Here is a 16,614-nt window from a genome sequence, read left to right as displayed (position 1 = left end):
GGGGTCCCGGGCCAGGAGATGATCGGTCGAACTGGTCATGGTCGCGGACATCAATCCGATAGATTGGGTTGAGCCGGCAGCTTGTCCAGGGGTGGCGATGCAGGGCCCGGGTCGATGCCGTGGCCGGCAGACAATTTAATCATTCGATTCTGCGCGCTTTGCCGGCTTTGGCAAGCCTCGCCCGCGCGCACGGGCCATGCGCGGCACGGGGGACGCGCCCCGAAAAGACGGCGCCCCGAAAAGACGAAAGCCGGCACGAACGAATCGTGCCGGCCATCGCAATCACAAGCAACGAACGCAACGAACCTCGCCGGCCATGGTACGCAAGCCGGCGGTTCGCAGCAGCCGGATCAGGCGACCGGCTGGGCGAACTTCTTGAAGGCCGTGCCGAGCTGGCGGGAGACGGGCTCGACCGCTTCCTGCGTGAAGGCCACGGTCAGTTCGCCGACCTTGTTGGTATAGGCGAGGAAGGCGTCGAAGGCGGCCTTGGTGAAGTCGTTCTGCAGGTCGACGACTTCACGCAGGCTCTTCGCACCGACCACCGCCTTGGAGGCGGCGACGAAATCTTCCACCGACTTCTTGGCATAGGCGGCGGACTCGGCGGTCACGCCCTCGATGCCCTTCACGGTGATGTTGAAGGAAGAGACGAAAGCCTCATAGGTCTCCTTCGAGACGGAGCCGGCTTCCTCGAAGGCCTTCAGGGCCTGGTCGATCTTGCCCTTCACCTGTTCGGTGGTCGCCTTGATGGTTTCGGTCGCGGTATCGGTCACTTCGGTAGTCTCCGGTTTGGCGGCTTTGGATTTGACGGCCATGTTGATCCCTCGTTCGCAAATGCTTCGTGGGTCAGGTCGGCCATTCGTTCTCGCCGGCCCGCCGTGGCGGAGCACCATCGCCCCGCTGTCGTTTAGGCGCCGCAGCGCCCCGGCCCCCAAGCGGCCGGCCCGTTGCTGCAACGCGGCATGGGCATAAGTTCCGCCCGATGCCCCCTCAAGTCAAGGGACATTGTTGCGTTGCAGCAAAAATTAGACGAAAGACCAAGCCGGGCCGTGCCGCGGCGTCAATCCCACCGGGCGACATCGAGACTCTCGCCCGAGACCTGCACGGTGAAGATCAGGCCGTCGTCCCGGTCCGGGGCGCCGGCGAGCGGCGGCAGGTCCAGCCGCCGGGGCCGGTTGACGGCGATATCCGTGCGGTCGGCCTCGAACAATTGCTCGGGGAAGGTCAGGGCCTCGAAGCGGCCGTCGCCGGCCTGGAAGGCGTTGAAATGGAAGCGGCCCTGCCGGCAGCTGGCGACCACCCAATAGAAATTGTCCGAGCGCAGGAACTTGCCCTGCGGCGACGGCCCCTGGACGTCGGAGGCGGCCATGGCCCGCTCCAGCCGGGCGAGGCGGGCGCGGTCGATGCCGATATTGGCTTTCTCGGCCCGGATCTGCGGCCCGCTGGTGGTGCCGGCCAGCAAGGCGGCGGGGCCCCAGACATATTGGTCGACCTGGGCACCGTAGTCCGCGAACTTCAGTTCGTAGGCACGTACCTGCTCGGTCCAGACCGCGTTGTAGACGAAGCGGACCCGGTCCGGGCCCCCGGCCGCGCAGGCCTGGCGGATGTCGTCGCCGGCGAGATAGCGGTACCAGCCGGGCAGGCGGCCGAGGTTGAACTCGGCCGGTCCGCGCGGCATGCAGGCCGTCGCCGCCAGGGCCGCCGCCAAGGCCGCCAGCACCGCCGCCGGACGCCGCTTCGTGGACCGCATCGTCACCATCGCCTCAACTCCAGAAAAGCCGGCCAGAGCATGCCTCACCCGAACCGGGGCGCCAAGCGGGCGCAATCGCGGCAATTTGCCGGCACAACCTCAGTCCTGGACTCAAGCGCCGCCCGCAACCTTCGGATTCCATGGACAAAGTGGCGTTCGAACCGTATCGTCGAATCGGGCATTCACCATCATTCAGGGGCGAGCCATGCGTGGTGCGCTGTTAAGGGCCTGGTCGGCATTGACCGGCCATTCGCATAACACCGGCGGCCGGGGCCCCGTGCGGGCCCCCGTGCCGTTGCTGCTGGCGCTGGCCCTCGTCCTCGGCGCCGCCACCCTGGCCGCGCCGGCGGCCCAGGCCGCCCCCCCGACCTCGGTGGTCATTCTCGACGGTTCGACCGGGCGGGTCATCCTCTCGGAAAACCCGGGATCGCAGCGCCATCCGGCGTCGCTGACCAAGATGATGACCATCTATATGACCTTCGACGCGGTGAAGGCCGGCAGCCTGACCCTGGACCAGATGCTGACCGTCTCGGCCAATGCCGCCTCGCGCCCGGCGACCAAGCTGGGCCTGAAGCCCGGCCAGAAGATTTCGGTGAAGAACGCGATCATGTCGCTGATCACCCTGTCGGCCAACGACATGTCGGTCGTCCTGGCCGAGGCGATCGCCGGCTCGGAGGAAGCCTTCGCCGCCCGCATGACCGCCCGCGCCCGCGAACTGGGCATGGGCGAGACCCTGTTCCGCAATGCGAACGGCCTGCCCGATCCGGACCAGGTGACCTCCGCCTTCGACATGGCGAAGCTCGGCCTCGCGCTGATGCGCGATCATCCGGATCTCTATCCCATGTTCTCGACCCAGCAGTGGCGCTATGGCGGCAAGGTGATCACCAATCACAACCGCATGCTCGGCCGCTACGAAGGCACGAACGGCATCAAGACCGGCTATATCCGCGCCTCCGGCTTCAATCTGGTGGTTTCGGTGAAGCGCGACGGCCACCATCTGGTCGGCGCCATTTTCGGCGGCACCTCCGCCCGGGCGCGCGACGACCGCATGATCCAATATCTGGACGCCGCCCTGCTGCGCCTGAAGACCCAGCCGGATCTGGTCGCCGGCGCCCCGGTGGTGCAGCCGAATGCGGTTGCCGCGCCGCGCGCCGTCGCTGTCGCCGCCGCCCCGGCGCCCGCCGCAAGCCCGGCCCCGGCCGATATCGCCGTCGCCGCCGCCGCTCTCGATGCCAAGGTCGCCGATATCAGCCGCGGCGAAGAGGATCTGGCCGAAGCCACCTATGGCGCCGCCCCCCCGCCCCCTGCGCCGGCGCCGGCTCCGGCACCGGTCGTGGCCGCCGCCCCGCCCCGCCCCGCCCCGGCCAAGCCCGCCGCGACCGCCGGTTCCCTGAACGCCCAGGCCGCCGCCGCCCATGCCCGCGAAGCCTCGGGCGAGTCCTGGGGCATCCAGATCGGTGCCTTCCGCCGCCAGGATGCGGCCATGGAGCATCTGAACGGCGCCGCCCGCCTGGTGCCCGCCACCCTGCGCGGCGCCCAGAGGGCGGTGCACCAGGGCAGCGACGACAAGGGCAAGCTCTATCGCGCCCGTTTCGTCGGCCTGTCGGAGAACGACGCCCGCCAAACCTGCCTGAAGCTGCGCCAGAAATCGGTCTCCTGCATCGCCCTGAAAGTGCCGTCCACCGCGACCGTCACCGCCAGCGCCGGCAGTTCGGACTGACCTGGAACCTTGAATGAAACCGGGGTCAAGGCTTTAAGCCCTGCGCCTCGGCAGGGCGGCGATGCATGCGCCGGCCTTTCCCCGGGCCGCGGCGGCGGGCACCATGGGCCGAACAGCCGCCCGATGCCCCGCCAGCGAATGCCCTGCCAGCGAATGTCATGACCGCCGATATTCCCCCCGCCGCCCCGCCCTTCAATGCCCCGACCGCGGGCGAGCGCCAGGGCTTGCGCCGTGCCGTCCGCCCGCGCGATGCCGCGACCCTGATCCTCCATCGCCCGGCCGGCAGCGGCTGGGAATTGCTCATGGGCCGGCGCCACGAGGGGCACCGCTTCATGCCCAACCAATGGGTGTTCCCCGGCGGGCGGCTGGACCGGGCCGATCTCTATACGCCGGCGACCGCGCTGCGCCCCGATGTCGCCGCCCCCCTCGGCCGGGCCGCGCCGCCGCGCCGGGCCCATGGCCTCGGCGTCGCCGCCATCCGCGAGACCTTCGAGGAAACCGGGCTGATGATCGGCGCGCCCGATGCCCGGGCCGGCCGCCTGGACCGGGGGCCGCTGGCCGCCTTCGCCGCCGCCGGCCTGGTGCCGGACCTTGCCGCCCTCGATTATGTCGCCCGGGCGATCACCCCGCCCTATCGGCCGATGCGTTTTCACGCCCGCTTCTTCCTGGCCCCGGCGAGTGCCGCCCGGGGCGAGGCCCGCCCCTCGCCCGAATTGACCGAGGTTGCCTGGGTGCCCCTGCCCGAGGCGGCGCAACTGGACCTGCCGCGCATCACCGGCGTCGTGCTCGACGTCATCGGCCGGCGCCTTGCCGGCCTTGACCGGCGGATTCCCGCCTTCGCCCACCGCCGTGGCCAGCATACGGTCTGCCATGACGACGAGGGCTGAGCCGGCCGGCCGGCGGGTGCGCGCCAAGCCCGCCGCCAGCCTGATCCTGATCGGCCCCGAGGGCAGCGTGCTGATGGGCCGCCGGCCCAGCCGCAGCCGCTTCGCCCCCGATGCCTGGGTCTTTCCCGGCGGCCGGGTCGATGCCGCGGACCTGCGCGCCGGCGGCGACCGCTTCCGTGCCGCCGCCGTCCGCGAAACCGCCGAGGAAACCGGCCTGGCGGTCGATCCCGCCCGGCTCGCCCCCCTCGGCCGGGCGATCACGCCGAGCGAAAGCCCGATCCGTTTCGACGCCCGCTTCTTCATCACCCGGGCCGATCCGGCCTGCCGCGCCGCGCCCCTGGTGACCAACGGCGAATTCACCGACCTGCTTTGGCTGCCCCTGGGCGAGGCCCGGCGCCTGCCCCTGATGGATGTAACCGAATTGATGCTGGACGAGGCCATCGCCCGGGACCGCGGCGGCCCGGACGGGGTGCTGACCCTGACCTACCGGCGGGGCCGCGCCCTGATCGTCCGGCGATGAGCGCCGTCATCGACCGGCACGGCCGGCTCGACGGGCGGGTCGCGCTCAGCATCGGGGGCATCATCGTCTGCATCACCACGGTCGGCATGACCTACAGCCTGACCCTGCCCCTGCTCGCCCTGCTGCTCGAGGCGCAAGGGGTGGAAGGCTGGCTGATCGGCGCCAATGCCGCCATGACCGGGGCCGCCACCCTGGCCAGCGCGCCCCTGGTGCCGCGCCTGATCCGCCGCTTCGGCGTCATGCCCTTCATCCAGGGTTGCCTGCTGCTGGCGGCCACGACCCTGATCGCCTTTCCCCTGCTGCCCTCGCTGGCCGCGTGGTTCGTGCTGCGCTTCCTGATGAATGTGGCGATCACCGGCCTCTTCATCACCTCGGAAGCCTGGATCGGCCATCTTGCCGGCAACAGCCACCGCGGCCGGATCATGGGCATCTATGCGACCGCCATGGCCGTCGGCCATACCATCGGCCCGGTGGTGGTGCAGGTCACCGGGATCGAGGGCATCGCCCCCTTCGCCACCGTGGCCCTGGCGACCGCGGCCGGCATGCTGCCGGTCAATCTGGCGCGGCGCCACCTGCCGCCCTTCGATACCCATGGCAGCGCCAGCCTTGCCGGCATCGCTCGCTCGGCGCCGACGCCGGTGCTGGCCGCCCTGCTGGCGGGCGCCATCGAGTCGGGCATGCTGTCGCTGCTGCCGGTCTGGGGCGTGCAGGGCGGCCTGACCGAGCTTGGCGCCGCCCGGCTGATGATCTGGCTCGGCCTCGGCAATATCCTGCTGCAGATCCCGATCGGCTGGGCCTCCGACCGGGTCGGGCGCCATCGCATGCTGATCGGCTGCGCCCTGGTCGGGGTCGGCGGCGCGATCGGCCTGCCGCTGCTGATCGGGACCATGGCCGTGGCGCCCCTGCTCGTGGTCATGGGCGGGGCTTTGATGGGGATCTATACCGTCGGCCTGACCCTGCTCGGGCAGCGCTTCTCGGGGCCGGACCTGACCACGGCCAATGCCGCCTTCGTCATCTTCTACGGTCTCGGCGCCCTGGTCGGGCCGCCGGTCGGGGGCGCCGCGCTCGATCTTGCCGGCCGCCTGGGCCTGCCTTTCGCCCTGGGCCTGTCGTGTTGCGCCTTCGCGCTTTATGCCTTGCGCGATCTCTGCCGTAAATCTTGACAAGAGCGCCGGCCCGAGTATGTTCGCGGTTCATTTTTTCGAGGCGCTACGAGAGAACCGCGCCTGCTGGAGTCTGTCATGGCAAAGCCGAATACGCTGAAGATCAAGCTCCTCAGCACCGCCGAGACCGGTTACTTCTACGTGACCAAGAAGAATCCGCGGACCAAGACCGAGAAGCTGTCCCTGAAGAAATACGACCCGATCGTGCGCAAGCATGTCGAGTTCAAGGAAACCAAGATCAAGTAAGGCGCTGCCGCGGCTCTGATCTGCGGCTCCCCCGCTTGTTCACGCCCCCGCTTGTTCACGCCAATGGCGGCCCGTAAGGTGCCGCCATTGCCGTTTCTGCGCTGGAGGAATCGATGGCTGCCGCCCTGACGCTCGAACAATGGGAAGCGCGTGCCGGCGCGCTGTCGTTCCGCCATCTCGCCTTCGTCGGCGGCCGCTTCGTGCCCGCCCTTTCGGGCAAGACCTTCTCCCGCCTCTCGCCGGCCGACGGCCGCCTGCTGACCCAGGTTTCCGCCTGCGAGGCCGAGGATGTCGACCATGCCGTCGCCGCCGCCCGCAAGGCGTTCGACAGCGGTTCCTGGTCGCGCATGGCGCCGCGCGGGCGGAAGAAGATCCTGCTGCGCTTCGCCGACCTCATGCGCAAGCATGCCGACGAACTGGCCCTGCTCGAAACCCTCGACATGGGCAAGCCGATCAGCGATTCCCTGGCGGTGGACGTGCCCGCCGCCGCCAATACGATCCAATGGTATGCCGAGGCGATCGACAAGGTTTACGACGAGATCGCCCCGACCGCCCACAATGCCCTCGGCCTGGTGACGCGGGAACCGGTGGGCGTGGTCGCCGCCGTGGTGCCGTGGAACTTCCCCCTGCTGATGGCCTGCTGGAAGCTGGGCCCGGCGCTTGCCACCGGCAATTCGGTGGTGCTGAAGCCGGCCGAGCAATCGCCCCTGACCGCGCTGCGCCTGGCCGAGATCGCGGCCGAGGCCGGCCTGCCGGACGGCGTGCTGAATGTCGTGCCCGGCTTCGGCGAGACCGCGGGCGCGGCGCTCGGCCTGCATATGGATGTCGATGCGGTCACCTTCACCGGTTCGACCCAGGTGGGGAAATATTTCCTCGAATATGCCGGGCGCTCGAACATGAAGCTGGTCAGCCTCGAATGCGGGGGCAAGTCGCCGCATATCGTGATGGCCGACTGCGGCGACCTGGAGCTCGCCGCGACCAAGGCCGCCTGGGGCATCTTCTTCAATCAGGGCGAAGTCTGCACCGCCGGTTCCCGCCTCCTGGTCGAGGAGCCGATCAAGGAGGAATTCCTCGACCGCCTCGCCCGGGTCACCGCCACCATCCAGCCGGGCAACCCGCTCGACCCCGCGACGAAAATGGGCGCGATCGTCGATGAGAAGCAGATGAAACGGGTGCTCGGCTATATCGAGACCGGGCGCGCGGACGGCGGCGAGATCCGCCTGGGCGGCAAGCGCGCCCGGATCGAGAGCGGCGGCTACTACATCGAGCCGACGGTCTTCGACAAGGTCAGCCCGACCGCCCGCATCGCCCAGGAAGAAATCTTCGGCCCCGTACTCTCGACCATCACCTTCAACGGGCTGGACGAGGCGATCCGCATCGGCAACGGCACGATCTACGGCCTCGCCTCCGCGATCTGGACCAAGGACATCGACAAGGCGCTGAAGGCGGCGCGGGCCCTGCGCGCCGGCCTCGTCTGGATCAACGGCTGGGACGAGGACGATATCACCGTGCCCTTCGGCGGGGTCAAGCAGTCGGGCACCGGCCGCGACCGCTCGCTTCACGCCATGGAAAAATACACCCAGCTGAAATCGACCTGGATCAGCATCCGCTGACAAAGAGAAGCCCCCTTCCCTGACCGGAAGGGGGCTTCGAGGGGCCACGGGAACGCGGGGCACGCGGCTTCCCGTGGGGTAAGGGAAACGCGCTTACGCGTCCTCGGCCGAGCCTTCGGCGTCGGCCTCCGGGCTGCCGGTCATCGCGGCGGAAACGATGCCGGCATTGGCGCGGATCTTCCGCTCGATCTCGTCCGCCATCTCGGGGTGGCTGGCGAGGAAAGTCTTGGCGTTCTCGCGGCCCTGGCCGATGCGCTGGCTGTCGTAGGAGAACCACGAGCCCGACTTGTCGACGATGCCGGCCTTGATGCCGAGGTCGATCAATTCGCCGGTCTTCGAGGTGCCTTCGCCATACATGATATCGAACAGCGCTTCCTTGAACGGCGGCGCCATCTTGTTCTTGACCACCTTCACCTTGGTCTGGTTGCCGACCACCTCTTCCTTGTCCTTGATCGCGCCGATGCGGCGGATGTCGAGACGGACCGAGGCATAGAACTTCAGGGCATTGCCGCCGGTGGTGGTTTCCGGATTGCCGAACATCACGCCGATCTTCTGGCGGATCTGGTTGATGAAGATCACCATGCAGTTCGACTTGGAGATCGAGCCGGTCAGCTTGCGCAGGGCCTGGGACATCAGGCGGGCCTGGAGGCCGACATGGGAATCGCCCATCTCGCCCTCGAGTTCGGCGCGGGGCGTGAGCGCCGCCACCGAATCGATCACCAGCACTTCGACCGCGCCGGAGCGGACCAGCGTATCGGCGATTTCCAGCGCCTGTTCGCCGGTGTCGGGCTGGGAGATCAGCAATTCGTCGACGTCGACGCCGAGCTTGCGGGCATAGATCGGGTCGAGCGCATGTTCCGCGTCGACGAAGGCGCAGATGCCGCCCTTGCGCTGGGCATTGGCGACGACCTGAAGGGCGAGCGTGGTCTTGCCCGAGGATTCGGGGCCGTAGATCTCGACGATGCGGCCGCGCGGCAGGCCGCCGATGCCGAGGGCGATGTCGAGCCCGAGCGAGCCGGTCGAGACCGCCTCGGCCTCCACCGCGCTTTCGCGGGCGCCGAGCTTCATCACCGAGCCCTTGCCGAAGGCGCGTTCAATCTGCCCGAGAGCGGCCTCGAGGGCCTTCTGCTTGTCCATGTTTTCCGATCCGACGAGGCGCAAGGCTGGCGACGACATGTAGAGGACCTCCTTATTCCAAAGCCCCCGGCGCGTTTCAACCCGCCAATGCAGGGCCCCGAGCGGTTTTCCCTTGGCCCTCAATGTACCTTATTTGTTCCCGCCCGCAATCCTGTTTTGTTCTCGTTTCACCCTATTTGCCGTCCAGCACCTCGCGCACCAGGGCGCCCAGCTGCTTCAGGCTGAAGGGCTTGGCCAGGAAGGTGAAGGCGAGGCCGGGGTCCAGGCTCTTGCGGAACTGTTCCTCGGCATAGCCGGAAATCAGGATCACCTTGAGGTCGGGCAGCAATTCCTGGGCGCGGCGCGCCAGCGAGGGCCCGTCCATGGTCGGCATCACCACGTCGGAGATCAGCAGCTCGATTCGCGCCGCGCCGCTTTCGATGATCTCGAGCGCCTCCTCGCCGGTCGGGGCTTCGAGCACCTGATAGCCCTGGCGGCGCAGGGCCCGGACCGAGAAATTGCGCACCGCATCCTCGTCCTCGACGATGAGCACGGTTTCATTGCCGGGGGCGGCCGCGGTCTCGGGCTTTTCGGGTGCCTCGGCCGCCGCCTCCGTATCCGCCTCGGCGCCGCCGACATGGCGCGGCAGGGCGATGCGGAAGGTGGTGCCCTGGCCCGGCTCGCTGTCGACGGTGATCGAGCCGCCGGTCTGCTTCACGATGCCATAGACGGTGGAAAGGCCGAGGCCGGTGCCCGCCCCCACTTCCTTGGTGGTGAAGAAGGGCTCGAAGATCTTGGGCAGGACGTCGCGGGGAATGCCGTGGCCGCTGTCCGCGACCTCGATCATCACATAGTCGCCGGGCGGCAGCTGCAGGGCCGGATGGCGGCGCAATTCGCGGCGCGACAGGTTGCGGGTCTTGATGGTGATGCGGCCGCCCTCGGCCATGGCGTCGCGGGCATTGACGACGAGGTTGATGATCACCTGGTCGAACTGGCTGGGGTCGACGCGGACGAGGCCGAGATCGGGGGCATGCTGGAGATCGAGGCGGATATTGGCGCCGATCAGGCGCCGCAGCAATGTGGAGAGGTCGTTCAGCGTATCGCGGATGTCGATGATCTTGGGCCGCAGCGTCTGCCGGCGCGAGAAGGCGAGCAGCTGGCGGACCAGGTTGGCGGCGCGATTGGCGTTCTGCTTGATCTGCATGACGTCGGGGAAGGAATCGTCCCCCGGCCCGTGGCGGGTGAGCAGCAGGTCGCAGAAGCCGATGATGGCGGTCAGCAGGTTGTTGAAATCATGGGCGATGCCGCCGGCGAGCTGGCCCACGGCCTGCATCTTCTGGGACTGGACAAATTGTTCCTCCAGCGCCTTCTGGGCGGAGACGTCGAGCATATAGACGATGCGGGTGGTGGTGCGCTCGCCGCCGATGTGGACCCGGCTGGCGCGGGTCGCGAACAGGCGGAGCGTCAGGCTGGGGGTCGCCTTGAAGCGCAATTCGGCGCTGGCCCCGTCGGCCCCGGCCAGGACCTGGGCGAAATCGGCGCCGGCGCGGTCGTCGTCGGGCGGCCAGTCGATCATCTGGCGCAGGTCCTGGCCCAGCACTTCCTCGGGCTCGGGCCGGCCGGCGACCATTTCGGCGAAGACCGGGTTGGCTTCCTCGACCCGGCCCTCGGCGGTCAGCGCGGCGATGCCGACCGGGGCATCGTCGATGAAGCGGCCGAAGCGCTCCGCCGATTCGGCCAGGGCCTCGACCGAGCGCACGATCTCGCGGAGATCGATGATCAGGCCGCCGCGCGGCGCCGTGCCGCCGGCGCCGCCCTGCAACACCACTTCGACCGGGAAACTCTCGTCGTCGACCGGCAGGAGATCGGCGCGGTAGCGGTCGTCGCCGACATCGGCATGGGCCGCGGGCCGGAAGATTTCGTAGATCGACAGGCCGCCGGCATAGATATCCTCGATCGGGCGGCCGAGCCAATTGGCCAGCGTCGCATTGATCGCCGTGACCGCGCCGCGCGGGTCCATCTCGAACCAGCCGAGGTCGGCATGCTCGAAAATGCCGGGATCGATGCTCGGCGCCTCGATCACGTCGCGGACCGTCAGCAGGTAGTAATGGGCCAGGGTGCCGAGGCCCCGCCCCACCACCTCGATCTGGCGGCCGCTGGGCACCAGGGCGAAGCGGCGCTCCTGGCCGCGCTCCACCGCCTCGACCCAGGGCTCGGGCACGGTGTCCCGCGGCAGCCCCATGGCGGCCCAGGGCATATTGTGCTGGATGACGATGCCCTCGGGCCCGATCACCGCCCGCGCCACCGCCGACAATTCCATGGCCGGGCCGATCTCTTCGATCATGGCCTCGACCGACTGGCGCCGGCGCCGCGCCGTCAGCGAATTGCGAAGCGTGATCGCCATCATCGGGATCGCCACCGCCACCCCCCCGACGATGCCGTAAAGGACGTCGCCGGTGGCGATGCCGACGCCGATCAGGGCGCCGCCCGCCCCCGCCAGCGTGCCGCGCAGGAAAGGCATGAAGGAGCGGCCTGGCTTCTGCTTCACGGCAAGTTTGTCGAGATGGCGGTCGGGCATCCCTATTGATTACGAAAGCTAGGCCCGCTTGGGAAGCGTTCCCCGCCGCCGCAGCACGAATCCGATCACTTCCGCCACGGCTTTGTAATGTTCGGGCGGCACTTCGTCGTCGACCTCGACCGCGGCATAGAGCGCGCGGGCGAGCGGCGGGTTCTCGACCAGGGGGACCGAGGCGTCCTCCGCCGCCTTGCGGATGCGGGCGGCCAGCGAATCGACACCCTTGGCCACCACCCGGGGCGCGCCCATGGTCTCCGAGTCGTATTTCAGCGCGACGGCGAAATGGGTCGGGTTGGTGACCACCACGTCGGCGGTCGGCACCTGGGCCATCATGCGCCGCCGCATGCGGGCCCGCGCCATCTGGCGCTGGCGGCCCTTGATCTCGGGGTCGCCTTCCGACTGCTTGTGCTCGTCCTTCACCTCCTGCTTGGTCATGCGCAGGCGGCGCAGGCGCTCGAAGCGCTGGAACAGGTAGTCGGCCCCGGCGATGACCGCGAGCACGACCAGCGCGCCGCCGAACAGGCGGATCACGGAGCGCAGGATCAGGCCCGAAAGCTCGGTCAGTTCATAGTGGGGCGTCGTCACCAGCACGTCGAAGGTCGGCATGGCGGCGATGGTCGCCCCCGCCCCCACCGCCGTGATCTTGGCGATGCCCTTGGCGAATTCCATCAGCCCCTGGCGCGAGAAGATCCGCCCCAGGCCCTTGATGGGCGAGAGCTTGGCCAGATCGGGCTTCATCTTCTCGGCCGAGAAGATGATCTTGTGCTGGACCGCGTGGCCGGCGATGGCGGCGACCACGAGCAGCAGCAGCGGCAGGCCCAGGCCGACGATGAGATCGCCCCCGACCTCGGCCAGGACGGCGACGCCGCCCTTGCCGTCGAGGGGAATGGCATGACTGTGGTCGAGGAAGCCGGCCAGCCGCCGGCCGATGCGCGGCCCGGTCACCGTCGCGATGATGACGATGGCGCCGAGCCCGGCGGCAAGGCCGAACCAATGGCCGATTTCGGCACTTTTGAGCAGGTCGCCGCGCTTTTCCGCGTCTTGGAGGCGTTTCGCGGACGGTTCTTCCGTTTTCGAGGAGTCGTCCTGGTCTTCGGCCATGCCCGCCGCCTCAGGGTATCAAGGGGCCGAGGGCGGCCACGAAATGATCGAGGAAAACCGCGATCATCATGCCGACCGAGAGCGCGAAGAGCAGGAAGGCGAGCGGCAGTTGCAGCGGCATCGCGATGAAGAAGACCTGCATCACCGGCATCAGCCGGTTCATCAGGCCGAGCAGCACGTTGAAGACGATGCCGAAGGCCAGGAAGGGCGCCGCCATCTGCACGCCGAGCTTGAAGGTATCCGCCACCACCCCGGTGGCCAGGCGGGCGAGATCGCCCACCGGCACCACGCCCTGGACCGGAAACAGCCGATAGCTTTCGACCAGGGCGGAAATCAGCAGATGGTGGAGATCGGTCAGCACGATCACCGTCGTCCCCAGCATGACGATGAAATTGGACGACACCGCCGATTGGGTGCCCTGGGTCGGATCGAGGTTCTGCGCCGCCGCCAGGCCCGACTGCACGGCAACCAGGGTGCCGGCGACATGAAGGGCGGTGACCGTCAGCCGGGCGATCCCGGCGATGGCCAGGCCGAGCAGGATCTCGCCGCCGATCAGCGGGATCAGCCGGGCCGGCTCGGCCGGCAGCACCGGCAGCGCGCCGGCGCGCGGCGCGATGATCAGGGTGAGCAGGATCGCGAGCACGAGGCGGAGCCGGACCTGGACATATTGTTCGCCGAACACCGGCAGGACCATGACCATGGCCCCGATCCGGGCGAAGACGAGGGCGAGCGAGAACAGCGCCGCCGGCAGCATCTGGTCCAGCATGGCCCGGGCCTAGCCGCCGCCGGGGACGATGGTTTCCACCCGGCGGTCGCCGTCGCCGATGCGGGACATCACCTGCTGGGTCAATTGCCCGAGCTGGGCGCCCATGAACGGCAGGGCCAGCAGGAGGACGGCGAAGATCGCCAGGATCTTCGGCACGAAGCTGAGGGTCGCCTCCTGGATCTGGGTCAGGGCCTGGAGCAGGGAAATGCCGAGGCCGATGACCAGCGCCACCACCATCACCGGGGCGGAGGTGATCAGAATAGCCAGCAGCGCCTCACGCGCGACATCCAGGGCTTCGCCGCCGGTCATGGCACAGCGCCGCCGGTCAGATCGGCATGCGCATGATTTCCTGATAGGCGGAAACCACCTTGTCGCGCACCGCGACCACCGCCTGCAAGGTCACCTCGGCATTGGTCAGGGCGGTGACGACATCGGTGACATTGGCCTTGCCCGCCGCCGCCGACAGGGAAACCTGATCCGCCTTGACCGAGGTGGCGACCGCATCGTCCATCGCCCGGCCGAGCACGGCGCTGAAGCTGGCGTCCGGGCCGCCGGCCGCGGCGGGCGACGCACCGCCGCCGGCGATGCCGCCGGTGCCGGCACCGGCGCCGCGGCGAAGCGCGTCGTTATAGGCGCCGAGCGCGCGACTGGTGATCGGGTCCATGGCGGCTCCCCTCCGGCCTTACGACGACCGCAGCAGGTCGATGGTGCGCATCATCATGCTGCGCGCCGAATCGACGACGTTCAGATTGGCTTCATAGGTGCGCTGGGCCTGGCGCATGTCGTTCACTTCGACCAGCATGTTGACGTTCGGCGTGCGCACATAGCCCGCGGGATCCGCCGCCGGATGGCCGGGATCGAAGCGGCTGCCGAATTCGGACTGGTCGCGGCCGACCGACTTCACCCGCACGGTCTCGGCGCCGGTGGCGCGGTCCAATTCGTCGGCGAAGGTGACGACCTTGCGGCGGTAGGGCTCGTCCCCCGGCTTCAGGCCGACAGTATCGGCATTGGCGAGATTTTCCGCGATCACGCGCATGCGGACACTCTGCGCCCGCATGCCGCTGGCGGAAATCAGCAGGGTCTTGCCCAGATCGTCGATGGCCATGGCCTTCTCCCCCTTCAGGCGGAACTGCCGGGACCGCGCAGCGCGGTCTTCAGCATCTGCACCTGCTTGCGGTAGATGCCGGTGATCGTGTCGTAATTCATCTGGTTGTCGGCAAGGCGGGCCATTTCCTCCTCGAGGACGACCGCATTGCCCGAAGGCGAGGTCTCGTAATCGTCCTGCCGTTCGGAACGGCGCGTTGCCGCGCCCCGCTCGGCCAGGGTGCCGGACAGATGGGCGGCATTGGTCGCCTGCAAGGCGGAAGGCGACGAGGGGGCCGAGGACGACTGGCCGGGCCCCATCTCGCGCGCGACATGGCGGGCGAAACTGTCCTCGGTCACGTCGCGCGGCTTGTAGCCGGGGGTATCCGCATTGGCGACATTCTGCGCGATGACGCGCTGGCGGGCGCCCAGGAATTCCATCCTGCGCACCAGCATGCCGATCAGCGGAATGCGGTCCAGATCCATCGGGACTTACGCCTTTGCCTCGCTCGCGTCCTGTCGCATGCTGTAACCATTGCGCTTAACAGGCGGTAAACGCCAGCGTTAGATCGTTGCAAAAGTCTTCGTTAACCCTGTTGGGCGACAATCGCGCCATGACCGACCCGGATTCTCCCCGCCCTTCCCCTCCCCCGCGCCGGGCCAAGGCCGTCGCCCTGAACTATACAAGGGGCGCGGACAAGGCGCCGCGCGTGGTGGCGCGGGGCGGCGGCGAGGTGGCGGAACGGATCGTGGAACTGGCCCTTGCCCATGGCGTCAAGGTGCGCGAGGACGCCGATCTGGTCGAGATCCTGGAACGGGTCGATCTCGACGAGGCCATCCCGCTCGAAGCCTTCGCCGCGGTGGCCGAAATCCTGGCCCAGGTCTATCTCGCCAACAACCGCCTGCGCGAGGCGCATAAGGCGCCGAACCCCGACGAGGGCACGCGCTGATGTGGCCCGACCTGCTGCGCGCGGCCTTTGCCCTCGGCCTCGTCATCCTGCTGATCCTGGTGTTCGGGGCGGTGCTGCGCCGGTTCGGCGGCGCCGGCCTGCAACGCCAGGGCAAGCGCCTTGCGGTCAGCGAGACCCTGGCCCTCGATCCCCGGCGCCGCCTCGTCCTCGTCCGCCGGGACGGGCGGGAACATCTCCTGCTGCTCAGCCCGTCCGGCGACATCGTCGTCGAGCCGGGCATCGACGCCGCCGCCCCGCCCGCCGCCCCGCCCGCGACAGAAACAGAACAGGCCGACGCATGACCCGCCCCCTGCCCCGCCTCGGCCTTGCCGCCTGTCTTGCCGCATGCGTGCTGGCGCTGGGCACCGGCATCGCCGCCGCCCAGTCGATCAGCCTCGATTTCGGGGCCGAGGGCGGCATGACCACGACCATCGTGCAGATGATCGTGCTTGTCACCGTGCTCACCCTGGCGCCGTCGCTGCTGGTGGTCGTCACCTGTTTCGGGCGGCTGGTGATCGTATTGTCGCTGCTGCGGACGGCGATCGGCGCGCAGCAGACGCCGCCGAACACCATTCTGATCGGGCTCGCCCTGTTCCTGACCGCCTTCATCATGGCGCCGACCTTCGACCGGGCCTGGACCGACGGCATCAATCCCTACATCCAGGGCCAGCTGGACGAGCGCGCCGCCTTCGACGCGACCGCCGCGCCGTTCCGGACCTTCATGCTGCGCCACACGCGCGAGAACGACCTCGCCCTCTTCATCGACATGGCGGACGGGCCGCGCCCGGAAACGCCGGAAGCAGTACCCCTGACCACCCTGGTGCCGGCCTTCATGATCTCGGAACTGCGCCGCGCCTTCGAGATCGGCTTCCTGCTGTTCGTGCCCTTCCTGGTGATCGACATGGTGGTCGCCTCGATCCTGATGGGCATGGGCATGATGATGCTGCCGCCGGTGATCATCTCGCTGCCGTTCAAGCTGATCTTCTTCGTCCTGGTCGACGGCTGGAACCTGACGGTGGCCAGCCTCGTGCAGAGCTACGGCAGCTGATACTCAATCGGCCTGGGCCAGTTCGCCGGCGATCAGGCGGCGGCGCAATTCCTCGGTGAAACTGGCCCCCCCCCCCGCT

General features: G+C 68.6%; 19 protein-coding genes. 9 read left to right on the top strand and 10 right to left on the bottom strand.

The features are described 5' to 3' along the window. Positions 1 to 350: 350 nt before the first annotated feature. Positions 351 to 812: a phasin family protein gene (locus DKG75_RS15300; protein WP_166646504.1), complete on the bottom strand. Its 462-nt coding sequence runs from the start codon at positions 810 to 812 to the stop codon at positions 351 to 353. 245 nt (positions 813 to 1,057) lie between these two features. Further along, the gene (locus DKG75_RS15295; protein ID WP_109921997.1) at positions 1,058 to 1,747 is read right to left on the bottom strand and encodes a hypothetical protein; all 690 of its coding nucleotides are present in this window, start codon (positions 1,745 to 1,747) and stop codon (positions 1,058 to 1,060) included. 205 nt (positions 1,748 to 1,952) lie between these two features. Here DKG75_RS15295 and DKG75_RS23795 point away from each other — a divergent pair, with 205 nt between their 5' ends. The 6 genes from DKG75_RS23795 to DKG75_RS15265 all read left to right on the top strand — a co-directional run bounded on the left by DKG75_RS23795 (position 1,953) and on the right by DKG75_RS15265 (position 7,896). Beyond that, positions 1,953 to 3,467, top strand: coding sequence for a D-alanyl-D-alanine carboxypeptidase family protein (locus tag DKG75_RS23795; RefSeq protein ID WP_166646505.1), 1,515 nt, complete (start codon positions 1,953 to 1,955; stop codon positions 3,465 to 3,467). A 158-nt stretch (positions 3,468 to 3,625) separates the two neighbouring features. Then, positions 3,626 to 4,354: an NUDIX hydrolase gene (locus tag DKG75_RS15285; RefSeq protein ID WP_208112092.1), complete on the top strand. Its 729-nt coding sequence runs from the start codon at positions 3,626 to 3,628 to the stop codon at positions 4,352 to 4,354. Further along, positions 4,338 to 4,874, top strand: a complete 537-nt coding sequence (locus DKG75_RS15280; RefSeq protein ID WP_109921995.1) for an NUDIX hydrolase — start codon at positions 4,338 to 4,340, stop codon at positions 4,872 to 4,874. The genes DKG75_RS15285 and DKG75_RS15280 overlap by 17 nt, the downstream gene beginning before the upstream one ends. Beyond that, positions 4,871 to 6,037, top strand: a complete 1,167-nt coding sequence (locus tag DKG75_RS15275) for an MFS transporter (protein WP_109921994.1) — start codon at positions 4,871 to 4,873, stop codon at positions 6,035 to 6,037. The genes DKG75_RS15280 and DKG75_RS15275 overlap by 4 nt, the downstream gene beginning before the upstream one ends. 78 nt (positions 6,038 to 6,115) lie before the next feature. Beyond that, positions 6,116 to 6,283, top strand: coding sequence for a 50S ribosomal protein L33 (gene rpmG / locus DKG75_RS15270; protein ID WP_109921993.1), 168 nt, complete (start codon positions 6,116 to 6,118; stop codon positions 6,281 to 6,283). A gap of 113 nt (positions 6,284 to 6,396) precedes the next feature. Continuing rightward, complete coding sequence (locus tag DKG75_RS15265) at positions 6,397 to 7,896, top strand: aldehyde dehydrogenase (RefSeq protein WP_109921992.1); 1,500 nt, start codon at positions 6,397 to 6,399, stop codon at positions 7,894 to 7,896. 93 nt (positions 7,897 to 7,989) lie between these two features. On the opposite strand, the gene recA is transcribed toward DKG75_RS15265, so the two are convergent. From recA to flgB, 8 genes are all read right to left on the bottom strand, one after another. Next, positions 7,990 to 9,072: a recombinase RecA gene (gene recA, locus DKG75_RS15260; protein WP_109921991.1), complete on the bottom strand. Its 1,083-nt coding sequence runs from the start codon at positions 9,070 to 9,072 to the stop codon at positions 7,990 to 7,992. A 133-nt stretch (positions 9,073 to 9,205) separates the two neighbouring features. Beyond that, a complete protein-coding gene (locus DKG75_RS15255) occupies positions 9,206 to 11,590 on the bottom strand; it encodes a hybrid sensor histidine kinase/response regulator (protein WP_109921990.1) in 2,385 nt (794 codons plus the stop codon). Positions 11,591 to 11,608: 18 nt separating this feature from the next. After that, positions 11,609 to 12,688, bottom strand: coding sequence for a flagellar biosynthesis protein FlhB (gene flhB / locus DKG75_RS15250; protein WP_109921989.1), 1,080 nt, complete (start codon positions 12,686 to 12,688; stop codon positions 11,609 to 11,611). A gap of 10 nt (positions 12,689 to 12,698) precedes the next feature. Then, positions 12,699 to 13,454 (bottom strand): flagellar biosynthetic protein FliR, encoded by a 756-nt coding sequence (fliR, locus tag DKG75_RS15245; RefSeq protein ID WP_109921988.1) that lies wholly within the window; start codon positions 13,452 to 13,454, stop codon positions 12,699 to 12,701. 9 nt (positions 13,455 to 13,463) lie between these two features. Next, positions 13,464 to 13,763, bottom strand: a complete 300-nt coding sequence (gene fliQ / locus DKG75_RS15240; RefSeq protein WP_109921987.1) for a flagellar biosynthesis protein FliQ — start codon at positions 13,761 to 13,763, stop codon at positions 13,464 to 13,466. Positions 13,764 to 13,779: 16 nt separating this feature from the next. Beyond that, positions 13,780 to 14,118 (bottom strand): flagellar hook-basal body complex protein FliE, encoded by a 339-nt coding sequence (gene fliE / locus DKG75_RS15235; RefSeq protein WP_109921986.1) that lies wholly within the window; start codon positions 14,116 to 14,118, stop codon positions 13,780 to 13,782. Between the two features lie 18 nt (positions 14,119 to 14,136). Next, entirely contained in the window at positions 14,137 to 14,559 is a 423-nt protein-coding gene (flgC, locus tag DKG75_RS15230) for a flagellar basal body rod protein FlgC (RefSeq protein WP_109921985.1), read from the bottom strand. Between the two features lie 14 nt (positions 14,560 to 14,573). After that, entirely contained in the window at positions 14,574 to 15,023 is a 450-nt protein-coding gene (gene flgB / locus DKG75_RS15225; RefSeq protein ID WP_109921984.1) for a flagellar basal body rod protein FlgB, read from the bottom strand. 128 nt (positions 15,024 to 15,151) lie between these two features. Between flgB and DKG75_RS15220 the strand changes: the two genes are divergently transcribed. The 3 genes from DKG75_RS15220 to fliP are packed head-to-tail and all read left to right on the top strand — an operon-like array spanning position 15,152 to position 16,535. Next, positions 15,152 to 15,487, top strand: coding sequence for an EscU/YscU/HrcU family type III secretion system export apparatus switch protein (locus DKG75_RS15220; RefSeq protein WP_109921983.1), 336 nt, complete (start codon positions 15,152 to 15,154; stop codon positions 15,485 to 15,487). Then, positions 15,487 to 15,789 carry a flagellar biosynthetic protein FliO gene (locus DKG75_RS15215; protein ID WP_109921982.1) on the top strand — a complete coding sequence of 101 codons (303 nt, stop codon included), beginning with the start codon at positions 15,487 to 15,489 and terminating at the stop codon, positions 15,787 to 15,789. Before DKG75_RS15220 ends, DKG75_RS15215 begins: the two co-directional genes overlap by 1 nt. Continuing rightward, complete coding sequence (fliP, locus tag DKG75_RS15210) at positions 15,786 to 16,535, top strand: flagellar type III secretion system pore protein FliP (RefSeq protein WP_109921981.1); 750 nt, start codon at positions 15,786 to 15,788, stop codon at positions 16,533 to 16,535. The genes DKG75_RS15215 and fliP overlap by 4 nt, the downstream gene beginning before the upstream one ends. Positions 16,536 to 16,614 lie beyond the last annotated feature (79 nt).

Origin of the sequence: Zavarzinia compransoris, from assembly GCF_003173055.1 — a bacterium.
GTDB classification, from domain to species: Bacteria; Pseudomonadota; Alphaproteobacteria; order Zavarziniales; family Zavarziniaceae; genus Zavarzinia; species Zavarzinia compransoris.
Note: the sequence above shows the minus strand (reverse complement) of the source record. Positions and strands in the feature narration are given on the sequence as shown.